Source organism: Corynebacterium sp. CTNIH16, from assembly GCF_032821655.1.
In the GTDB taxonomy this organism is placed as follows: Bacteria; Actinomycetota; Actinomycetes; order Mycobacteriales; family Mycobacteriaceae; genus Corynebacterium; species Corynebacterium marquesiae.
On the sequence record NZ_JAVBIG010000006.1, the window covers coordinates 51,916 to 71,689 of the forward strand.

At 62.2% G+C, this 19,774-nt stretch carries 18 protein-coding genes; 11 read left to right on the top strand and 7 right to left on the bottom strand.

The annotated features are described in order from the left end of the window. The first annotated feature begins 11 nt into the window (after window positions 1-11). From ftsH to RAE04_RS07095, 10 genes are read left to right on the top strand one after another with little or no spacing between them, the layout of a single operon-like run. Entirely contained in the window at window positions 12-2,360 is a 2,349-nt protein-coding gene (gene ftsH, locus RAE04_RS07050) for an ATP-dependent zinc metalloprotease FtsH (RefSeq protein WP_317026884.1), read from the top strand. After that, window positions 2,360-2,953, top strand: coding sequence for a GTP cyclohydrolase I FolE (gene folE / locus RAE04_RS07055; protein WP_005325658.1), 594 nt, complete (start codon window positions 2,360-2,362; stop codon window positions 2,951-2,953). The genes ftsH and folE overlap by 1 nt, the downstream gene beginning before the upstream one ends. A gap of 39 nt (window positions 2,954-2,992) precedes the next feature. After that, the gene (gene folP, locus RAE04_RS07060) at window positions 2,993-3,955 is read left to right on the top strand and encodes a dihydropteroate synthase (RefSeq protein ID WP_317026885.1); all 963 of its coding nucleotides are present in this window, start codon (window positions 2,993-2,995) and stop codon (window positions 3,953-3,955) included. A 3-nt stretch (window positions 3,956-3,958) separates the two neighbouring features. Then, window positions 3,959-4,339, top strand: a complete 381-nt coding sequence (gene folB, locus RAE04_RS07065) for a dihydroneopterin aldolase (protein ID WP_317026886.1) — start codon at window positions 3,959-3,961, stop codon at window positions 4,337-4,339. Continuing rightward, window positions 4,339-4,824, top strand: coding sequence for a 2-amino-4-hydroxy-6-hydroxymethyldihydropteridine diphosphokinase (folK, locus tag RAE04_RS07070; RefSeq protein ID WP_317026887.1), 486 nt, complete (start codon window positions 4,339-4,341; stop codon window positions 4,822-4,824). The genes folB and folK overlap by 1 nt, the downstream gene beginning before the upstream one ends. Next, complete coding sequence (locus RAE04_RS07075) at window positions 4,821-5,294, top strand: DUF3180 domain-containing protein (protein ID WP_317026888.1); 474 nt, start codon at window positions 4,821-4,823, stop codon at window positions 5,292-5,294. Before folK ends, RAE04_RS07075 begins: the two co-directional genes overlap by 4 nt. Before the next feature lie 5 nt (window positions 5,295-5,299). Further along, window positions 5,300-6,343: a DUF6779 domain-containing protein gene (locus tag RAE04_RS07080; protein ID WP_284787296.1), complete on the top strand. Its 1,044-nt coding sequence runs from the start codon at window positions 5,300-5,302 to the stop codon at window positions 6,341-6,343. Next, window positions 6,344-7,018: a hypothetical protein gene (locus RAE04_RS07085; protein ID WP_284787298.1), complete on the top strand. Its 675-nt coding sequence runs from the start codon at window positions 6,344-6,346 to the stop codon at window positions 7,016-7,018. After that, window positions 7,015-7,905: a pantoate--beta-alanine ligase gene (locus RAE04_RS07090; RefSeq protein ID WP_317026889.1), complete on the top strand. Its 891-nt coding sequence runs from the start codon at window positions 7,015-7,017 to the stop codon at window positions 7,903-7,905. Before RAE04_RS07085 ends, RAE04_RS07090 begins: the two co-directional genes overlap by 4 nt. Next, window positions 7,905-8,525, top strand: a complete 621-nt coding sequence (locus tag RAE04_RS07095) for a GNAT family N-acetyltransferase (RefSeq protein WP_317026890.1) — start codon at window positions 7,905-7,907, stop codon at window positions 8,523-8,525. The genes RAE04_RS07090 and RAE04_RS07095 overlap by 1 nt, the downstream gene beginning before the upstream one ends. A gap of 12 nt (window positions 8,526-8,537) precedes the next feature. On the opposite strand, the gene RAE04_RS07100 is transcribed toward RAE04_RS07095, so the two are convergent. From RAE04_RS07100 to RAE04_RS07125, 6 genes are all read right to left on the bottom strand, one after another. After that, a complete protein-coding gene (locus tag RAE04_RS07100) occupies window positions 8,538-9,839 on the bottom strand; it encodes a C1 family peptidase (RefSeq protein ID WP_317026891.1) in 1,302 nt (433 codons plus the stop codon). 13 nt (window positions 9,840-9,852) lie between these two features. Next, window positions 9,853-11,151, bottom strand: a complete 1,299-nt coding sequence (locus tag RAE04_RS07105) for an aminopeptidase C (protein WP_317026892.1) — start codon at window positions 11,149-11,151, stop codon at window positions 9,853-9,855. Between the two features lie 49 nt (window positions 11,152-11,200). Continuing rightward, the gene (locus RAE04_RS07110; protein WP_317026893.1) at window positions 11,201-12,142 is read right to left on the bottom strand and encodes an ArsA family ATPase; all 942 of its coding nucleotides are present in this window, start codon (window positions 12,140-12,142) and stop codon (window positions 11,201-11,203) included. Next, window positions 12,133-12,390, bottom strand: a complete 258-nt coding sequence (locus RAE04_RS07115; RefSeq protein WP_198492073.1) for a cory-CC-star protein — start codon at window positions 12,388-12,390, stop codon at window positions 12,133-12,135. The genes RAE04_RS07110 and RAE04_RS07115 overlap by 10 nt, the downstream gene beginning before the upstream one ends. Then, window positions 12,374-14,086 carry a carbon starvation protein A gene (locus RAE04_RS07120; RefSeq protein WP_317026894.1) on the bottom strand — a complete coding sequence of 571 codons (1,713 nt, stop codon included), beginning with the start codon at window positions 14,084-14,086 and terminating at the stop codon, window positions 12,374-12,376. The genes RAE04_RS07115 and RAE04_RS07120 overlap by 17 nt, the downstream gene beginning before the upstream one ends. A 226-nt stretch (window positions 14,087-14,312) precedes the next feature. Next, on the bottom strand, window positions 14,313-16,415 hold the full coding sequence (locus RAE04_RS07125) for a PhoX family phosphatase (RefSeq protein WP_317026895.1): 2,103 nt from the start codon (window positions 16,413-16,415) through the stop codon (window positions 14,313-14,315). 189 nt (window positions 16,416-16,604) lie between these two features. Between RAE04_RS07125 and lysS the strand changes: the two genes are divergently transcribed. Beyond that, window positions 16,605-18,182, top strand: a complete 1,578-nt coding sequence (gene lysS, locus RAE04_RS07130; protein ID WP_317026896.1) for a lysine--tRNA ligase — start codon at window positions 16,605-16,607, stop codon at window positions 18,180-18,182. A gap of 62 nt (window positions 18,183-18,244) precedes the next feature. On the opposite strand, the gene crtI is transcribed toward lysS, so the two are convergent. Next, window positions 18,245-19,774 carry a phytoene desaturase family protein gene (gene crtI, locus RAE04_RS07135; RefSeq protein ID WP_317026897.1) on the bottom strand — a complete coding sequence of 510 codons (1,530 nt, stop codon included), beginning with the start codon at window positions 19,772-19,774 and terminating at the stop codon, window positions 18,245-18,247.

Here is a 19,774-nt window from a genome sequence, read left to right on the forward strand (position 1 = left end):
ATCGCGCAGTAATGAAAAACAACAAGATTCTTCGCTACGGCGGGATTGCGGCCCTCATCCTTATCGCGCTGTACGCCTTTACCTTCTTTAGCAACGATGCCCGCGGCTACGTGCAAGCGGATACCTCGGTTGCGCTGACCCAGCTCAAAGACAAAAACGTCGATGAGGTGGAAATTGATGACCGCGAGCAGCGCCTGCGCATCAAGCTCAAGGATGAAATCACGGTAGACGAGCGCGAAGGCGTGAAAGAGATTGTGGCCAAGTACCCGGCCCGCGCCTCTGAGCAGGTCTTTAACGCCGTCAAGGATTCCGGCGCCGAGAAGTACCAGACCAATGTCACGCAGGAATCCTTCTTGGGCTCCATGCTGAGCATGCTGCTGCCGATGATCATCCTCTTCGGCGTGCTCTTCTGGCTCATGTCCCGCATGCAGCAGGGTGCTGGCGGAATGTTTGGCATCGGCGGTTCCAAGGCCAAGGAACTGACCAAGGATATGCCGACCAATACCTTTGCGGACGTGGCCGGCGCGGACGAAGCCGTAGATGAGTTGCAGGAAATCAAGGACTTTCTGGAAGACCCCACCCGCTACCACGACCTGGGCGCCAAGATCCCGCGCGGCGTGCTGCTCTACGGCCCTCCGGGTACTGGTAAGACTTTGCTTGCACGCGCCGTGGCCGGCGAGGCCGGCGTGCCGTTCTATTCCATCTCCGGTTCTGACTTTGTGGAGATGTTCGTCGGCGTGGGTGCCTCCCGCGTGCGCGACCTATTCAAGCAGGCGAAGGAAAATAGCCCCTGCATTATCTTCGTGGACGAGATTGACGCCGTGGGCCGCCAGCGCGGTTCCGGTACCGGCGGCGGCCACGATGAGCGCGAGCAGACCCTCAACCAGCTCCTGGTGGAAATGGACGGCTTTGGTGACCGCGAAGGCGTAATCCTCATCGCCGCCACCAACCGCCCGGATATCCTCGATCCGGCGCTGCTGCGCCCGGGCCGCTTCGACCGCCAGATTCCGGTCACCAACCCGGATCTTGCCGGCCGCGAGGAGATCCTGCGCGTGCATGCGAAGAATAAGCCACTGGCAGAAGAGGTTGACGTAGCGCAGCTGGCCAAGCGCACCGCTGGCATGTCCGGCGCGGACCTGGCCAATGTGCTCAACGAGGCCGCCCTGCTTACCGCCCGCATCGGCGGCAACGTCATTACCTATGACGCCTTGGAAGAGGCCACCGACCGCGTGGTGGGCGGCCCGCGCCGCCAAGGCAAAATTATCTCCGAGCACGAGAAGAAGGTCACCGCCTACCACGAGGGCGGACATACGCTATCCGCGTGGGCGCTCAAGGACATCGAGCGGGTCTACAAGGTCACTATTTTGGCCCGTGGCCGTACCGGCGGCCACGCCATGACCTCGCAGGAAGATGACAAGGGCATGTACACCCGTGACGAGCTTTTCTCCCGCTTGGTCTTTGCCATGGGCGGCCGCGCGGCAGAGGAACTGGTCTTCGGTGCGCCTACCACTGGTGCGTCTTCCGATATTGAAAACGCCACCAAGATTGCTCGTTCCATGCTCACCGAGTACGGCTTCTCCCCGGACCTGGGCACCGTGAAGTACGGCAAGGAGCAGGGCGATCCCTTCAGCCAGATGGGTGGCGGTGGCTCCATCGATTACTCCGATGAGGTTGCTTCCAAGATTGATGAGCAGATGCGCTACCTGCTCGAGCGCGCGCACGAGCAGGCTTATGACATCTTGCGCAATAACCGCCACTACCTGGACAAGCTGGCCGAGGCCCTGCTGGAGAGGGAAACCCTGCGCCGCCCTGACCTGGAGCGCATCTTTGACGGCATCGAGCCGCGCGAGGCCTTCGATGTCTTCCCAGGTGAGGACGACCGCTTCCCGCGCCAGATTGGCTACGCCCCAGTAAAAACCCCGGTTGAGCTGGCGAAGGAGCGCGGCGAGGAGCTGCCTAAGCGCATGACGCTTCTCGATGCCTCCCGGGCCGCCCGCGAGCGTCGCCTCGCCGGCGAAGAGCCGAAGGGTGAGGTGGGCTTCAACTTTGGCCAGCACGCCGGCGATTACGTCGACCCGGACACCGCCCGCGAGCTGGGCAGCGGCCCCGTAAAGGATTCTGAGGACTCCACGCCGGGCCAGCCTGCCCAGCAGGATCACGACGCTCAGTCTGCTCCGGCTTCCGAGCCAACCGCCCGTCCGGCCGCACGCCCCGCTACCGGCGGTGGCAAGCACCACAAACCGGATTCCGGTGCAGAGCAGTACGCTGATACCAGCCAGTGGTTTACCCCTGGCTGGGACGAGGAGGATCGCCGCAAGAACCCCTATGCGCGCGAGGACGATAAGCAAGAAGATAACTAATGCCTGATAATCACATTCCCGCTCGCGCCGCCTTCGACCAAGACCGAGCGGAGGCAGCGGTGCGTGAGCTGCTTCTTGCGGTAGGGGAGGACCCTGACCGCGAGGGCTTGCGCGAAACCCCGGCCCGCGTGGCCCGCGCCTACCGCGAGGTCTTCGCTGGCCTGCACGAGGACCCCACCGAGGTCCTGCACAAAACCTTCGCCGAGGACCACCAAGAATTAGTTCTGGTGCGCGATATCCCCATCTATTCCACCTGCGAGCATCACTTGGTGCCGTTCTACGGCGTGGCGCATATTGGCTACATCCCGGGCAAAGACGGCCACGTCACCGGTTTGAGTAAGCTCGCCCGCCTGGCGGATATGTACGCAAAGCGCCCCCAAGTCCAAGAGCGCCTCACCCAGCAGGTAGCGGACGCCTTGGTGGAGGTCCTCGGTGCGCAGTCCGTCATCGTGGTCATTGAGTGCGAGCACTTGTGCATGGCCATGCGCGGCATCCGCAAGCCGGGGGCGACGACGACCACCTCCGCGGTGCGCGGCGGCTTCAAAAATAATGCCGCCTCCCGCGCCGAGGTGCTCAGCCTGATTCGCAGCTAATCCCACCCCGGTTACCACGAAAGCGAGAAGGAGCACGCCATGCAGCAGGCAACCTCGGTATCGGATCTGACCATTGCCCAACGCACGCTGGTGATGGGCATTGTCAACGTCACGGAGGATTCCTTCTCCGATGGCGGTAAGTGGTTGGACGTCGATGCCGCCATCAACCACGCCCGCGAACTCGTGGCGCAGGGCGCGGACATGATTGACGTCGGTGGTGAGTCCACCCGGCCGGGTGCGGTGCGGGTAGAAGCGGATGTGGAAAAGCGCCGCGTGGTTCCCGTCATTAAGGCGCTGAGTGAGCTGGGCATCCGCACTTCCGTGGATACGATGCGCGCCTCGGTGGCCCGCGCGGCGGCAGCGGCCGGTGTGGACATGATTAATGACGTCTCCGGTGGCCTGGCTGATCCGGAGATGTATCGCGCGATGGCCGAGTCCGGCGTGCCCGTGTGCCTGATGCACTGGCGCACGCTGCAGGAAGGCGCCTTTGGCTCCGCGGCCGGTAGCGCCGACCACGGTGGCGATGTGGTGCGCGATGTGCATGAGACCCTCGAGCGCCTGGCGAATAACGCGCTGACGGCTGGCGTACGCCGCGATAATATCGTGCTCGATCCGGGCTTGGGCTTTGCCAAAACCCCGCAGGATAACTGGGCGCTGCTCAAGGCCCTGCCGGAGTTTCTCGACGCCGAATTCCCCATGCTGGTGGGAGCCTCGCGCAAGCGCTTCCTCGCCGCCATCCGGGAGGACCGCGGCGTGGAGTCCAGCCCGCTGCTGGCAGATCCCGCGACTGCGGCCGTGACCGCCATTTCCGCCCAGATGGGCGCGTGGGGCGTGCGCGTGCACGAGGTCGCCGTCTCGCGCGATGCCGTCGATGTTGCGGCCGCGTGGAACGCCGGCAACGGTTACTCGGGCGGCGCCCGGGCGACCGGCAGCTATAGCAATGGCGCCGATGGCAATGGCACCATGAAATCCACCGCCCTACCGCGCAACCCTGAGGAGTAATACATGGCAGACCGCATCGAGCTCACCGGCCTAGAATGCTTTGGCTACCACGGCGTTTTCGAAGAAGAAAAGCGCACCGGCCAGCCCTTCATCGTGGACATCACCTGCTGGTCCGAGTTCGCCGAGGCCGCCGCCACCGATGATCTGACCAAGACCATCAATTACGCCGAGCTTGCCGACGTCGCCGCCACAATCATCGAAGGCCCCGCCCGCGACCTTATTGAGACCGTCGCCAGCGAGGTGGCCGATACCATCATGGAGACCTTCGAAGGCCTGCATGCCGTGGAGGTCATCCTGCACAAGCCGCAGGCGCCGATTCCACGCACTTTTGCCGACGTCGCCGTGGTCGCCCGCCGCTCCCGCAAGCACGCGAGGACCCTCTAATGCGCGCGGTGCTCTCCATCGGCTCCAATATGGATGACCGCGTGGAGCTTTTGCGCACGGTATTCGACGAGTTTGCCAGCGAGATCGTTGCCGCTTCGCCCGTCTATGCCACCCCGCCGTGGGGCGTGACGGACCAAGACGAATTCCTCAACGCGGTGCTCATCGTGGACGTCGAGGAGACTCCGAAGGAACTCCTGCGCCGCGGGCAGAAGCTTGAAGAGGCCGCCGAGCGTGTCCGCGTGCGCCACTGGGGCCCGCGCACGCTGGATGTGGACATCGTCGATATTGAGGGCTTCACCTCCGACGACCCAGAGCTTATCGTCCCGCATCCTTATGCCCACGAGCGTGCCTTCGTGCTGATTCCGTGGTTGGCGGCGGATGCTAGTGCTAGGTTGAGTGGGGAGGGCGTCGCCAAGCGGGTAGCAGCACTCGACCCGAAAGAGCGCGCCGAGATTCGCCGGCTGGGCATGATGGAGGAGCTATGACACGGACCTCGCTGGGTGCCCTCATCGGCACCGGGGTCTTTTTTGCCGCCGCGGCGGCCATCCTCACCACGCGCTTTTATGGCTCCATGCTGCAAATCCCAGTAACGGTCTCGGCCACGTTGTGGCTTATGGCCGTCATCTGTGTGGCGTTGACCTGGAAGGTGGACCAAGCCACCGAGGATGAGCATGGCATTGGCCTGGATAATTCGCAGCTCAACCCCATGACCATCACGCAGTTCATGTTGGTGGGTAAGGCCTCGGCATGGACGGGTTCCATCGTGGGCGGCATCTATGCCGGCATTGCCGTTTATGTCATCCCCAATGCCGGCACGCTCGCGGCAGCTTCCGATGACCTCGTGGGGGTCATTGCCTCCGCGCTCAGCGGCCTCGCGATGGCCGCCGCTGGCCTGCGGCTAGAGCGACACTGCGAGACCCCGCCCCCACCAGATGGGGTTCAAGCGGTACATTAGTGAGCATGACTGAGCCTCGCTCTTCTTCTAGCAATACTTCCGCCAAGACGACCAAGCCGGATCTGGGCCAGATCGGCCTCATCGTCCTCGTGGTGCTGGCCGTGGTGGCCAGCATCGTCATGCTGATTTCCGGCTCTGCCGCCGCGCTCAAGATTGCCCTCATTGCTGCCCTGTGGGCCGCTGTGCTTGGCTTCTTCCTGGTGATGCGCTACCGCCGCCAGGCCGAGGAGTCCGTGACCAAGCTGGAGCTGCAGGAGCGCGCTCACCGCGCCGAGCTCAAGCAAGCCCGCACAGCCGATGGCCAGCCTCTGCCGGATCAGGAACTGCTGGATGAGATTCGCACCGAGCTGGCTTCCATCCGCAAGCAGATTGAGGATCTTTCCGGCCAGAACTTCACCTATGAACCGGCAGCTCTGCACGCCGAGGCGCGCCGCATCATGCAGCTCGAGGCCGAGACCGCGGCCGCTGCTCGCCCTGGCTCTGAGGAAGGCAATGTGGACTTCACCCAGTCCTCTTCCGGAGCCCCGTCCGCCGATGCTATCGCCGGCCGCTTGGGTAACCAGCCGTCCGCGGCTCACGCCGAGTCCAACCCGCTTAATGACATCATTAGCGAAAAGACCCGCGCGCAGCGTACCTCCGGCAAGTCTTCTGGCGCCTCCACCTTCAATACTGGTGGCTTCCAGGCCGTGCGCTGGGATACCGGCGGCGATGATTCCCTGAAGAATACCCGCACGTCCGCGGCCAGCGAGCACCATGGCAGCCACCGCAAGCCGGAGGCTGCCACCAAAGCCAATGATGAGACCCAGGACATTCCGCAGCAGGCGGTGCCGCAGCGCGATGAACGCGCGGAATATCCAGGCTCGGGTCAACATGTGGCTCCGGAATCGGCCGAACCAGTACGCCAGAAGGCAGCCCGCCCGCATCACCATGCGGCTGAACCTCAACCGGAGGAGCAGACACGCGGACGCCGTCGCAGCGACGATAAGCGCGAAGGGGCGGTCTCCGTGGCCGAGCTTTTGGCCCAGGCAAAGAAAAAGAAGGACAAATAAATGCGCCCGCCACGCATGCGGGTAGCTCTTTTTGGCCGGAGCCTGGCCGGCTTTACCTTGGCCAATGCCATGGAAAGCGCCGGCCATGAGGTGCAGATGCTCTCTGACCCAGCCGAGCTTTCTTCCTTCGAAACTCTCATTATCGCCGTGGGCGATTCCCGCTTGGAAGCTACCGTGGAGTTGCTTGAGCCACACGTACATCGAGGATTAATCGTTTTCCACACCTGCCTTTCGCGCGGTGTCCAAGTGCTAGATCCGCTAGAAACCCGCGGGTGTGTCGTTGCGGCACTCGCCCCATTTACGCTTAAGCGCTGGGCGGTGACCACCCTGGACGAGCTGGGCGAGACCGTCGTGGAACTTAATATCGCCGAGTTTCGCGCAGAAACCGTAGCGCTTTCCGACGCCGAACGTGCCCCATTCGCTGCCCGCGCCTACTATGCCGAGATGCTTCGGCGCTTGCATATCTCTGCTGCAGTTGATGCTCATTTCCTCTCACCCTCAGAAGAGCCACCCCTGGTGGGTGAGGATATGGACACCGAAGAAATCATCGCCGCCTACCGCGGTGCCACCGACCCCGGCCTGCGCCGCAGCTACGTGGAGGTTGCCCGCCGCCTAGGTGAGGTAGACGGCCGCGAGGAGCTGGAAATGTGGGCCCTACAAGAGGAGAGCCGATGAGCCTAGAACTGGGAAACGCCACTGTCATCAGTGAGATTGAGCGCATCCGTATGGTTGGCAGCGCCTTTCATAAGACTGGCCGCCCAGTCGCCTTCGTGCCGCTGACCGACGGCGTACACGCCGGCCATATCGCGCTAGTGCGCGCGGCCAAGCACATCCGCGGCGCGGTTACCGTCGTGGCCCTGCAGTCTCCACACGAGGAGGACCTTGAGCTCTTGCGAGCCGAGGGCGTGGACATAGTCTGGGATTACTCGACAGAAACCTTGTGGCCACACGGCCGCCGGATCGCCGTGGCCCCTGTCGACGCCGCGACTACCCTCGAGCCGGACCTCAGCGAGGACCTCTCCCTGTACCTTGCGCTCATCCTGACGCTTTCGCCTACCGACGTTCTCCTTGGCGAAAAGGACTATGAGCTCCTCCTCGCCATCCACCACGCGGTCCAAGACTTCCACTTAGGCGTGCGCGTGCAGGGCGTGCCAGCAGTGCGCATGCCCGATGGCGTGGTGATGAGCCTGCGCAATACCAGCGTCCCGGCCGGATCCCGTGACCAGGCAGCGGCCCTATCCGCCGCGCTGACCGCGGGCGCGCATGCCGCCGAAGCCGGTGCGGAGAAGGTCCGTGAAGTCGCCGCGGAAGTTCTGCGCGCAGCCGGCGTTGAGCCCGAATACCTCGAGGTGCGCGGTCGCGACCTCGGCACCCCTCCCGAGGAGGGTGATGCCCGCTTGCTCGTCGCCGCCACAATCGGCGGCGTCCGGCTCATCGATAATGTGGGCCTGCCGCTGGGCATCGGCTTTAATAATATTGAAGAGCACGAAGCCAAGGCCGAGCTCGAGCGCGAGCAACAACGCGCGCAGGATACCGCTTCCCAGCAGCCATCGGAGGACTAATGACCGATATCCAGATCCGCGACCTTGACCCGCGCGATGAGCCCAAAGCCATTTCTTTTGCCATCGAGGGCATGCACTTGCACTGGTTTGTGAAGAACCCGCGCTTTGAGCGTGCATACGGCCGTTACTTTTGGGATTTAGAGCGCGCCAAGGCCACCGATATCTTGGCTGCTTATGATGGCGACCGTTTCCTCGGCGTGCTGTTGGCCTCCATGAAGGGCAAGCCTGCCTTGCCGTATCCGTGGTGGCGCAAGGCCTATGTCCGCGCGGTAGAAATCTTCAACAACCTGCGCCCAGGAGGACACCGCGATGATTACGATGCCGCCAATCAGGACATGCTGCTCAAGTACTTGGGTAAGCACCCCATTGATGGCGAAATCGGCTTCCTCGTCGCGGATCCCAATTCCGGCGTGAGCGGCGTGGGCACGGCGCTGCTCGAGGCCTTCGAAGCCCGTCACGAGGGAAAGAATGTCTACTTGTTTACCGATGACGGCTGCACTTATCAGTTCTATGACAGCCGCGGTTTCACTCAGGTGGGCGAGCGCACCATCGCGGTCAACGAGGACCGCGACTTGGTGTGCATGCTCTATGTGCGCCGCCTTGGCACGCCGCAGTCTTAGCGTGCCGCAGGCTTAACGCGCCAACGCTCCCATCGGATCCCAGGCCGGCAGGGTAGTGACAGACTCGGACTGCAGCGCCGCTTGATATTGCTCCGGCAGGCGGGAGGGGTGCACGGCGATTTCGAAGACGAACTCGTCGAACCAGTCATCGGCCATGGTCCAAAAGCCCTTATCGGCCTTTTTCGGGCCCCAGGAATTCTCTACGCGCCAGCGATTGACGGTGCCGTCGTCTGCGATATCGGCGCCGGTAAACACCATCGCGTGGGTCATCATGGACTCGTGCAGGCGCAAACGCTGCGCCTTGTCCAGATCCATCTCCACGCCGTAGAAGGCCTCATAATCGTGCAGGTGCTTGGCCCACACGCCGTGCTCATCATCGGACTGCTGGTCGGTATCGCAGCCGAACCAAACCGGCTGACCGTCTTCGATGGAGGCACGCGCGGCATCGCGCAGCACCTCCACAGGCGCGTTCAAATAGGTCACGCGTTTTCCAGCCACGTTGCCCAAGTACTCCACGGTGTAGAGCTCGCCATAGGCATTGCGCGGATCGTTGACCACGCACACGTACTCGCCTAGGTCCGCAGGCAGGTATTCCTGGGCAAACTCCTGTGGGGTATAGGTGCCCGCGCGGTGGAACTCATCGTCCTTATCGCGATACTGCCATACAAAGTCCTCGGGTGGCAGGCCCAGGTTGGCGGTGAGGATACGGTAGACGTCGGCAAGCGCCTGCTCATGCGCGCCCTCTTCGCCGCTGCGGATGCGGTGGGCGGCGCGGCGCAGCACGGTCTGCAGGTTGCGGTTAAGCGTCGCCGTGGCCTCGGAAGACGCGGTTTCTGGCATGGCGTACTGCGGCACGACGCCGTATTTTTCCACCAGGGCGACGAACATGGACCATTGGCCGCCGTCATCGATGGGATCATCCATGAGCTTGGTTACGGTGCGGTCCGTAATGTCGCGGTCCTTGAGCTCAGCCATGGCGGTAAGGAACCAATTGGCCTTTTCCAGCTTGTCAAAGAAGTAAATATAGGTTTGCGAGAGCTCAAAATCCTTGAGCTTGGCCTTGTCCATTAGGCCGCCGCGCAGGGAATTGAGGCCGGCAAAAATCCAGCAGCGGCCCGAAGCCTTCTGGTCGGCCACGCCCCAGGAATCTAGCTTGTGGCTGGTCACGGGGATGAGGCCGCGTAGTTGCTCACGGTCGAGGCTGAGCTTGTCGACGCCCTCCTGGGCCACCCCATTGCGTACTAGGCGCAGCGCGGCATCGCTGGTGAGCTCGGCAGTAGCGGCATGAACCTCGTTCGGTTTAATCTCTGTCATTTCTCGATTCTCCTTAGTTCATCCGGTCCCAGAGGGGAAGCTCAATCGGTTCGGTGGAAAGCGCCTCGGCCAGCTTGTCGCTCAGGTGCTCCTTGCGCACGGCGATGTGGAAGACGTTCTGGTCAAACCAGGCATCGGCCATGGTGGCAAAGCCTTTGCCGGGCACATCCTCGCCGTCTTCCTTGCGCGGTGGTTTGGAGCCCCAGGAGTTTTCCACGCGCCAGGCGCGGTCACCATCGATGCCGGTGAGGACCATCGCGTGTGTAGGTGCGGTCTCGCCGGAGGTAAAACGCTCCTCCTTGCTCATAGAGGAATCGATGCCGTAGAGGCCATCGGTATCTACCAATCCCTCGTCCCATACGCCGTTGAGGAAGGAGAACTGGCGGTTGACATCGCAGCTAAACCACACCGGCTCGCCGGCCGCCAGGCTGCGCTTGGCAGCTTCCTTCAGCTCGACCGCGCTGACGTTGAGGTACTCCTGCGGTGCACCGCCCAGGACATTGGTTTCATCGGCGCTGCTGAATACGCGATGCTTGGGGTTGGTGGAGCGGGGGTCATCGGCCAGCACCACGTACTCGTCCAAGTTTGGCAGGTACTTATCGGCAAACTCGCGCGGGGTGGAGTGCAGGCGCACGAATTGCTCGTCCTTGGTGCGATACGCCCAGGTAAATTCCTCCGGCGGGGTGCCCAGGTGGATGGCCAGGATCCGGTGGAAATCGGTGCGTGCCTGGGCGATGATGTTCTCGCGCGGGCCGTCCTGTGCGGCGGCGCGGCGTACCACGGTAGCAAGATCGCGGTTCATCTCTGCGGTATTTCCAGACGAGCGTACCTCCGGCATGACCTCGGCAGGCACGGCACCGTACTTGTCTACGAGGTTGCTAAAGAAGCACCACCAGCCGCCATCGGCGCCGGCGTGATCGAGTACCGCGGCCACGGTGCGCTCGTCCCAGCCAGCGCCCTTTTTATCCAGCAGCTGGTTGAGCACCAGGTTGGCGCGCTCTAGCTTGTCAAAATACTGCAGGTAGGTGAAGGAAAACTCGAAGTTATCTACATTGAGTTCCTTGGCCGCGCGGTGACGGAAGACGTTCAGCGCCGCGAACATCCAGCAGCGGCCCGAGCGCTTTTGGTCCGATACGCCCAAGCTATCTAGCTTGACCTCGGTGGTGGGGTAGAGGGCCGTAATACGGTCGCGGTCTAGGGCCGCCTTAGCCGCCCCGACATTGGTGATGGCGTTGCGGGCGATGCGCAGCCGGGAATCGGCCGCAGCCTCCTCGCGCAAGTGGGATAGGTATTCGTTGGTGAGCAAAGTCATAGTCTCGGTTTTAGCAGACCCGGGCCCACAGCGGCGCGGGCGGGTGGAGCTAGAGGAATGCCGCCAGCTTGCCGACGGCCCCCGGAGTCCCCACTTCCTCCGGCAACCACGGAACCTCGCGCACTGGTGTATCAGGCAGCTGGGTGCGCAGGAGCGCGAGTGCCTCATCCTCGGCGGCGCGCCGGGCGGCTAAGAACTCGCCTTGGCCGGCCGGGGTGCGTCGGTTAACCAGCATGGATCCCACCCGCACACCGTTGCTCTTAAGATCCGCATGGAACTCAGCAGATTCCAGTACGGGCAGGCGCTCGGCGGTGAGCACAATGTGGAATACGGTGCGCGGGGAGGTAAGCGCGGTGCGCAGCTGGGCAAAGCGCTCGCGGCGCTGGAAAAGCGTGGCGCGAATTTCCTGATTGCGCCGGTCCACCGGGTCATTATCTGCGCCGCTGCCGCTAGACATCCCGCGCACCAGCGAGCCGAATTTATCGGATTTCTCGCGCCGGGAGAGTAACCCATCGCTATAGGCAGCCATGATCTCCGGCAGGGCCATCAGCCGCGAAGTGTGCCCAGAGGGAGCGGTATCGAAGACGAGGTAGTCGAAGCTCGGCTCCCCCACTACGAGCGCCGCTATGCGTTCCAATAGCGCCGCCTCCTGCGTGCCGGGCGATTGCCGGGCTAGGTCGAGGTGCTTTTTCACCTCACCGTGCAGGTGTTCGGGCATAAAGCGGCGCATCGAGTTCCCTACCTGCGCTAGGTGTTGCTCGGTCGCGCGCGCAGGGTTGATCTCGATGGCGGACAGGGTAGGGGTGAGGCCTACGGGGGCGTCGCCAAGCGAGGTACCAAAAATATGCCCCAGGTTATGCGCCGGGTCCGTGGACACCAGGCAGACGCGGTGATTGCGGGACAGGCGCAGCGCGGTAGCGGTGGCCAGGGTAGTTTTACCCACCCCGCCCTTGCCGCCAAAGAACATGATGGGTGCGGTCTCTAACAACATTGAATATTCTCCAGCGGGGATTTATCCATTCCCATGCGGGTATGCCAGGCGTGGAAATCCTCATAGACCAACGGCAAAAGCTCCAGGGTGTAGTAGCTGGCGGGGTTGGGGATGCCGAGCGCCTCCGAGGCAACCAGCATCAAGAAGAGATCGTCTTCTTGCTGCTGGGCCTTGGCAAAGCTGGCGCGATACGGGGCCTGGTAGTACTCATTGAGCCCGGCCGCAAGTGCCTTAAGCTTGTCGAGCATGCTCGGGCAGCGGGGCGTCAAGGTCATCATCGGACCATTCCAGCGGGGTCTCCTTGCGGGCGCGGGAAATGGCGCCAACGGCTTCCACAATGACCCAGATGGCGGCGACCACGATGATGACGTCCATGCAGAATAGCAGCCAGTTCTGGCTGGTAAATAGGGACTTCAGCTGGAGTAGTGCGGCCCACAGTGACATGGCGGTAACGAAGATGAGCGGGATGACTACCGGCCACGTTCGGCGGCGCAGGTGGGTAAGGATGACCACCACGATGGCCAAGGAAAGGCCCGCCATGAGCTGGTTGGTGGTGCCGAATAGCGGCCAGATGGTCATACCGCCGGAGCCATCCGCACCGGCAGAGAAGGTCAGGCCGAAGGCCAAGCCCACCGCGATGACGGTGGCGGCCAAGGCCTTGATGCGCACGCCCATGAACTCGCCGAGTTCTTGTACCACAAGCCGCTGCAGGCGCACGCCCGAGTCCATGGTGGTAGCGGCAAAGAGCACGGCCATGGTGGCCAAGATGGTGCCGGAGAGGGAGGTGGGAATGCCCATGCCCTCGTTCATGAGCGCGCCGCCGCCTTGCACGAAAGCCTCCACGCCGCCGGCATTCCATTCGGAGTAAATCTCCTCCCACTGCTGCAGAGACTTAAAGCCCGCGGTGGTGGCGATGATGGTGCCTAGTGCGAGCAGACCCTCGCCCACGGCGCCGAAATAACCCACAAAGCGCACATCGGTTTCCTTATCCACCTGCTTGGACGAGGTGCCGGAGGCCACCACGCCGTGGAAGCCGGAGATAGCGCCGCAGGCGATGGTGACAAAAAGTAGCGGGAAGATGCCCGGGGTACCGTCCGGCACGTTATCGCGCAGCGCCGGTGCGGCCAGCGAAGGGCGGGTAATGAGGAAGGATCCGTACAAGATGGCCAGGCCCACAAAGAGCTGGAGGCCGTTGATGTAGTCGCGCGGCTGCAGCAACACCCACACCGGCAGCAGCGAAGCGATGAAGGCGTAGATGAATAACAAGATGATCCACACGCCGTTGGCGGGGATGCCCAGGACAGTATCTGGTAGGACCACAGGCACGCGGTCACCGATGATCATCAACGCGTAGAGCGCGACAACGCCCACGATGGAGACCAGCGGCAGGTTCCAGTTCAGGCGGTAGATGGCCTGGCCGATAAGCAGTGCGACGACGATGGCGCCCCACGTGGGGATTACGGCCGTAGGGGTGGAGACCAGCAGGTTCGAAATGACCACGGCGAAGGCCGCATTCACCATCAATAGCAGCAGGAAGATCACGATGAGGAAGAGGTTGCGGCCGCGCTTGCCAATGTAGCGCCCGGACAAAGTGCCGATGGACTGGCCCTTGTGGCGCTGCGACGCCCACAGCGCACCCAAATCGTGTATGCCGGCAAAGAAGACGGTGCCGAGTGTGACCCAGAGAAACGCCGGAACCCAGCCCCAGATGACGGCTACGGCCGGACCAATGATGGGGGCGGCGCCCGCCACGGACGTGAAGTGGTGGCCCCACAGGACGTATTTATTGGTGGGCACAAAGTCCACGCCGTCTTCCATGGTGTGGGCCGGGGTGGAGTAGTTCGGGGATAGCCGGAAAATGCCCTTTCCTAGGAACTTGGAATAGAGCAGATAGCCGGCGCCCATCATCGCAATGCCGATGATGGCGAGGACTAGAGAGTTCATGGTGTGCGTCTCCTCATGGGCAGGTGGGTGGCGTGTCTCACACGTGCGGATAGTATGCCATAACTCACATAGGTATTAGCCCGTGGGGGAGACCGGCGGGTGGATTTATATTTGGAAGGCGCAGGCGGCGCAGTACCTCATGCTGCCGGCAGGGAAAACAACAGCGCGGCCCCAGTTCCAGTGGAGGAACGAGGGCCGCGCGGTGGGTGCTTAAACCAGGTGGTGCTTACTTCTTATCGACGCCGATGTTGCCGTCCTTCTTCCACACCACAACCACTGCTGGGCGAGGGGTGGACTTGCCACCCTCTGGCCAGTGGGAGGTCTGCTTTTCAAAGGTAGCGTCATCGGTTTCACCTGGGTGCTGAACGTTAACCATCACGCGCTCATCAGTGACGATGGGGCCGCAGGTCTCGGCGCCTGCCGGAACGGTAAGGAAGCACTTGAGCTCGCCGCGGGTATCGCCTTCGGTGGTCACGGCGTAGAGGCCATCGTTGGACTCAAGGGCGTTGCCGTCGGTGGAGATCCATAGGTTGCCGTGGCTATCAAAGGCCAAGTTATCCGGACAGGAAATCGGGGATACCTTCTCCTTATCAAAGCCGCCGAAGTAGGTATTGGCCTCCTTCGGATCACCACAGACCAAGAAGAGGTTCCAGGTGAACTTCTCGCCAGCATGGTCATCTTCAATCTCCATGACCAAGCCGTTCTTGTTCTCCTTGATAGGAGCCCACTCCATCGGCTCTTCCTTGTTCTTCTTGGCGTTCTCTCCGGTAGCGCCGCGGTATTTATTGTTGGTCAGGGCGACGTAGACCTTCTCGGAGTCTGGGTGAACCTCCATATCCTCAGGACGGTCCATCTTGGTGGCGCCCACCTTATCGGCGGCCTCACGGGTGTAGACGGCAACCTCTTCGGCAGACATGCCATCAACGTGGGACTCGAACTTGTTGTTCTCCGTATCGGAGGTCAGCAGCTTGATCCATTCGCCCTTGCCGTCAAAGGCACCATCCTCTGGCAGCACGCCGGAGCCGTCAATCTCGTCCTCTGGGGAGTTGCCCTCTACCTTGGCCACGTACAGGGTGCCGTGGTCCAAGATGGTGAGGTTGTGCTCGATGTCGCCTTCTTTGTACTTCTTGGTGGAGATGAACTTGTAGATGTACTCGAAGCGAGAGTCATCGCCGGAGTAGCACACGACGGTGCCATCGGATGCGATGTGGATGTTGCCGGCCTCGTGCTTGAAACGACCCAGCGCGGTGTGCTTGACCGGGGTGGACTTCGGGTCCAGCGGGTTGATTTCTACGATCCAGCCAAAGCGGTTCGGCTCGTTCGGCTCCTTGGAGACGTCGAAGCGCTTATCAAAGCGCTCCCACTTGCGCTGGGACTCGCCGTCTTCCATACCGAAGCGCTCCAGGGACTCCTGCGCCTTCTTGTCATCCAGCTTGGCGTGGGCGAAGTACTGGTCAAAGTTCTCTTCGCCAGAGAGCATGGTATTCCACGGAGTGATGCCGCCGGAGCAGTTATTCAGGGTGCCCTTGACCTTCTTGCCGGTCTTATCGGCGGAGGTCTTGACGTAATCGGAGCCGGCAGCTGGGCCCACCAGGGTGAATTCGGTGGTGGCGGTGATGCGGCGGTTGAGAGGGCCGAACTCGCGCTTGAGCTCGCCGGTCTTGCCAACCTTAGATACCTCCACGATGGAGTGGCCGTGGCCAGCCCAGCCGATCTTGGCTTGCTCCTCGGTGGGGTTATCCGCATCGTAGTTGGGGAACATCTGCGGCTCGGTGGTGTACTCGTGGGAGCAGACGTAGATAAGGCGGTTGTCATCGTCCGGGTGCTCAATAAGGCCCGCAAAGTCATTGTTGAAGCCGAACTGCTTCTCAGCTGCCTCGGCGGTCTGGTTCTTGTCATCGAATTCCGGTGCGTCCTCAAACAGCGGGTCGCCCCAGGCAATGAGGACGGACTGCTCGTAGCCATCCGGGATGACCACTTCGTCCTTCTCATTTGGCTGTACTGGGTCGAACTTCATGCCCTCTGCGGAGGTGAGCTCAACGTTCGCCTCAGAGGTTTTGCCGCCCTTGCCCTCGGAGGAAGAAGCCTCATTAGACGCATCATCCGGATTGGAGCAGGCCGCCAAAGCGGCGCCGCCGCCAACGGTTACGACGGACAGGCTGCCCGCACGCAGCGCGGTACGGCGGGAGAACTGGTCAGCAAAGTACGGGTTATTGGACTTGTTCTCGCACTCGCCAAAGCAAGCATTACCGCACTTGTAGGTGCAGGTCAGGCTGGAACGAGAGGAGGCAAAGAGACTAGAGAGAAGGTTGCGGCCTTTAAGCGCCATTATTACTGCTCCAAATGGGTTGAAAATATTGTTTAGACACGGGGGCAGCCATATATATAAGGAGATCTCAGTAACTGTGCGTTGGCGCGGAGGTGACGGTGAAGTGAATTATGCGTAAATCTTTTCCGGGGTGAGGGTGGCGTGGGCTAAATCGCGTGCTGCGGTGGGGATCGACTACCCTAGGCTAACGTGAGCGAGCAGAAGAATAATGAAGTAAACGATGTCCCTGAGCAGCTGCGCATCCGCCGCGAGAAGCGCGATCGCCTGCTGGAATCCGGCGTAGAGGCCTACCCGGTCACCGTTGAGCGCACCATCTCTTTGAAGGATTTGCGCCACGATTTCCGCGTAGTGGCCGAGGGCGAAGAGCCGGGCACGGAAGAAGGCGTGACCTACCTGGCCCCAGGCGAGGAAACCGAGGTAACCCACGCCATTGCCGGCCGCCTTATCTTTATGCGCAATACCGGCAAGCTGTGCTTTGCCACCCTGCAGGATGGCGATGGCACCCAGGTGCAGGCCATGCTTTCCCTAGCGGAGGTGGGCAAGGAGCGCCTCGACGCGTGGAAGTCCGATGTTGACTTGGGCGATTTCATCTCCGTGCGCGGCCGCGTAATTTCCTCCCGCCGCGGCGAGCTGTCCATCATGGTCTCAGAGTGGACCATGGCCGCTAAGTCCCTGCGCCCGCTGCCGGTGTCCTTTGCCGATATGGCAGAAGATACCCGTGTGCGCCAGCGCTATAACGACCTCATTATCCGCGAAGAAGCCCGCAAGAACGCCATGATCCGCGTGAAGGTCATGCGCGCGCTGCGAAACTACCTGGAAAGCCAGGACTTCGTTGAAATCGAGACCCCGATGCTGCAGACCCTGCACGGTGGCGCGGCCGCTCGCCCGTTTATCACCCACTCCAATGCGCTGGATATTGAACTCTACCTGCGCATTGCGCCGGAGCTGTACTTGAAGCGTGCCGTCGTCGGCGGCATTGACCGCGTCTTCGAAATCAACCGTAACTTCCGCAATGAGGGCGTGGACCGCTCTCACTCGCCGGAGTTCGCCATGCTCGAGACCTACGCTGCATGGGGCGACTACGACGATTGTGCCCGCATGACGCGCGAGTCCATCCAGGCCGTAGCGCGCGACGTCTTTGGCTCGACCACCGTCACCCTGGCGGATGGCACCGAGTTCGATTTCGGCGGCGAAGAGTGGCCCGAAATCGAGATGTACCCCTCCCTCAATGAGGCCCTACAGCGCAAGTTCCCGGGCCAGCCGGAGGTCACCATCGATACCGACGTTGAAACGCTTAAGGGCATTGCCGACGTCATCGGCCTTGACGTCCCCAAGGACGGCGGCTGGGGCCACGGCAAGCTGGTGGAGGAAATCTGGGAGGTCCTGTGCGAGGACCAGCTGGAAGGCCCCATCTTTGTCAAGAACTTCCCGGTTGAGACCTCCCCGCTGACCCGTCAGCACCGTTCCAAGCCGGGCGTGACCGAGAAGTGGGATCTCTACGTCCGCGGCTTCGAGCTGGCAACCGGCTACTCCGAGCTGGTGGACCCGGTTATCCAGCGCGAGCGCTTTGAGGATCAGGCCCGCCTGGCCGCCGGTGGCGATGACGAGGCCATGGTGCTGGATGAAGACTTCCTTGCCGCAATGGAGCAGGGCATGCCTCCTACAGCTGGCACCGGCATGGGCATGGACCGCCTGTTGATGGCCCTGACCGGCTTGGGCATCCGCGAAACCGTGCTTTTCCCGCTGGTTAAGCCGGAACAGAAGTAGCCGCCCAGCGGCCCATCTTTAGCCGTCAGCTCACGTGGCTGGCGGCTTTTGCCGTGCCTGGGCTAGTGCGAAAGTGGCCCGGCGGAGGTATCGCCACGCAGGCGCTTAATAATGTTCTCGGCCGAAATCAGACACATCGGCACGCCCACGCCCGGCACGGTGGTGGCTCCTGCGTAGTAGAGTCCATCGACCTTGCGCGAGGCATTGCGCCCGCGCAAAAACGCCGATTGCCGCAGCGTGTGCGCGGGCCCGATAGAACCGGCCGACCAAGCATGGTAGCGCTCGGCAAAATCGGCAGGGCCGAGCGTGCGCTTGACGACGACCCTGTCTACCAAATCCGGCACCCCAGTCGTGGCTGCAATGTGGTTAAGGGCGGCGTCGGCAATCGCGGCAACGCGCTCGGATTCCTCTGCGTGGTAGGCATTGCCGAACCCGGGCGCCTCCGCGGCCGGCACCGGCACCAGAATGAACAGGTTTTCGTGGCCCGCGGGCGCTACGTTCGGGTCGGTGGCTGAGGTCTTGGACACGTAGATGGACTCCGAGGAACCCAACGGCCGGGAAGGCTCCGGACCGGAATAGACGGCGCGGAAATCCGGATCCCAATCCTGGCTAAAAAGCAGCGTATGGTGTGCTAGTTCTGGCAGCTCGCCCTTCACCCCGGCCAAAACGAGCACGGTGCCCAGGCCCGGATTGCGCCGACCCCAGTAGCGCTCTGGGTAGGTGCGCAGCTGGGGCGGCAAAAGCTGGGTCTCGGTGTGGTGCAAGTCCGCCGCCGAGACCACGATATCGGCGTGGATAGCGCCCTTATTCGTGCGCACGCCCGTGACCTGCCGGTTGGCAACCTTAATGGAGGTCACCTCCTCGCCTAAGCGGAAAGTGGCGCCAAACTTCCGTGCCTGCCGGTAGATGGCCTGGACCACGGCGGCGAAGCCACCCTGCGGGTAGCGCACGCCCTCCACCAGGTCGGTGTGGCTCATCAAAGAATACAGTGCCGGTGCGGCGGCCGGCTTGGAGGACAAAAAGACCGCCGGATAACTTAAGATTTGGCGCAGGCGGGCATCAGAAAACGTTTGGCCCACGTACTGCTTTAGGTTTACCGTCAGCAGAGCAATGAGGCGCGAAATCCGGGTGCGGATATCGCGGTGCACCAGGTTCAGCGGCGCGGAGAAGGTGGTGTAAAGGAAGTGTTTAAGCGCCATCTCATAGGTATCGCTGGCCTGCGCTAAGTACGCGCGGACTTTCTCTCCCGCGCCGGGCTCCAGTGACTCGAAAAGCGCGGTGACTTCCTCGATCCCGGAGCGCACGTCCACCGGCGCATCGCCATGAAAAACGCGGTAGGCAGGGGAGAGATCCACTAGATCCAACTCTGCCTCGGTGGAGGTGCCACACAGCGCAAAGAAGTGATCGAAAGCCTCGGGCATGAGGTACCACGACGGGCCGGTATCCCAGCGAAAGCCGGCCTCCGCAAAGCTGCCGGCGCGCCCGCCTACCTCATCCAGCGAGTCCACGACGGTGACCTCGTAGCCCTCGCGGCCGAGCAAAGCGGCGGTGGCGAGGCCGGCGATGCCGGCTCCAATAACAACGGCGTGCAT

Bases quoted from the DNA above. Each gene is read 5' to 3' on its own strand.
- folP (WP_317026885.1), top strand. From the start codon at position 2,993: ATGCAGCAGGCAACCTCGGTATCGGATCTGACCATTGCCCAACGCACG.
- RAE04_RS07085 (WP_284787298.1), top strand. From the start codon at position 6,344: ATGCGCCCGCCACGCATGCGGGTAGCTCTTTTTGGCCGGAGCCTGGCC.
- RAE04_RS07120 (WP_317026894.1), bottom strand. From the start codon at position 14,086: ATGAACTCTCTAGTCCTCGCCATCATCGGCATTGCGATGATGGGCGCC.
- RAE04_RS07105 (WP_317026892.1), bottom strand. From the start codon at position 11,151: ATGACTTTGCTCACCAACGAATACCTATCCCACTTGCGCGAGGAGGCT.
- ftsH (WP_317026884.1), top strand. From the start codon at position 12: ATGAAAAACAACAAGATTCTTCGCTACGGCGGGATTGCGGCCCTCATC.
- RAE04_RS07125 (WP_317026895.1), bottom strand. From the start codon at position 16,415: ATGGCGCTTAAAGGCCGCAACCTTCTCTCTAGTCTCTTTGCCTCCTCT.
- RAE04_RS07075 (WP_317026888.1), top strand. From the start codon at position 4,821: ATGACACGGACCTCGCTGGGTGCCCTCATCGGCACCGGGGTCTTTTTT.
- RAE04_RS07100 (WP_317026891.1), bottom strand. From the start codon at position 9,839: ATGACAGAGATTAAACCGAACGAGGTTCATGCCGCTACTGCCGAGCTC.
- RAE04_RS07080 (WP_284787296.1), top strand. From the start codon at position 5,300: ATGACTGAGCCTCGCTCTTCTTCTAGCAATACTTCCGCCAAGACGACC.
- folB (WP_317026886.1), top strand. From the start codon at position 3,959: ATGGCAGACCGCATCGAGCTCACCGGCCTAGAATGCTTTGGCTACCAC.
- RAE04_RS07095 (WP_317026890.1), top strand. From the start codon at position 7,905: ATGACCGATATCCAGATCCGCGACCTTGACCCGCGCGATGAGCCCAAA.
- folE (WP_005325658.1), top strand. From the start codon at position 2,360: ATGCCTGATAATCACATTCCCGCTCGCGCCGCCTTCGACCAAGACCGA.
- RAE04_RS07110 (WP_317026893.1), bottom strand. From the start codon at position 12,142: ATGTTGTTAGAGACCGCACCCATCATGTTCTTTGGCGGCAAGGGCGGG.
- RAE04_RS07090 (WP_317026889.1), top strand. From the start codon at position 7,015: ATGAGCCTAGAACTGGGAAACGCCACTGTCATCAGTGAGATTGAGCGC.
- folK (WP_317026887.1), top strand. From the start codon at position 4,339: ATGCGCGCGGTGCTCTCCATCGGCTCCAATATGGATGACCGCGTGGAG.
- RAE04_RS07115 (WP_198492073.1), bottom strand. From the start codon at position 12,390: ATGCTCGACAAGCTTAAGGCACTTGCGGCCGGGCTCAATGAGTACTAC.
- crtI (WP_317026897.1), bottom strand. From the start codon at position 19,774: ATGCACGCCGTTGTTATTGGAGCCGGCATCGCCGGCCTCGCCACCGCC.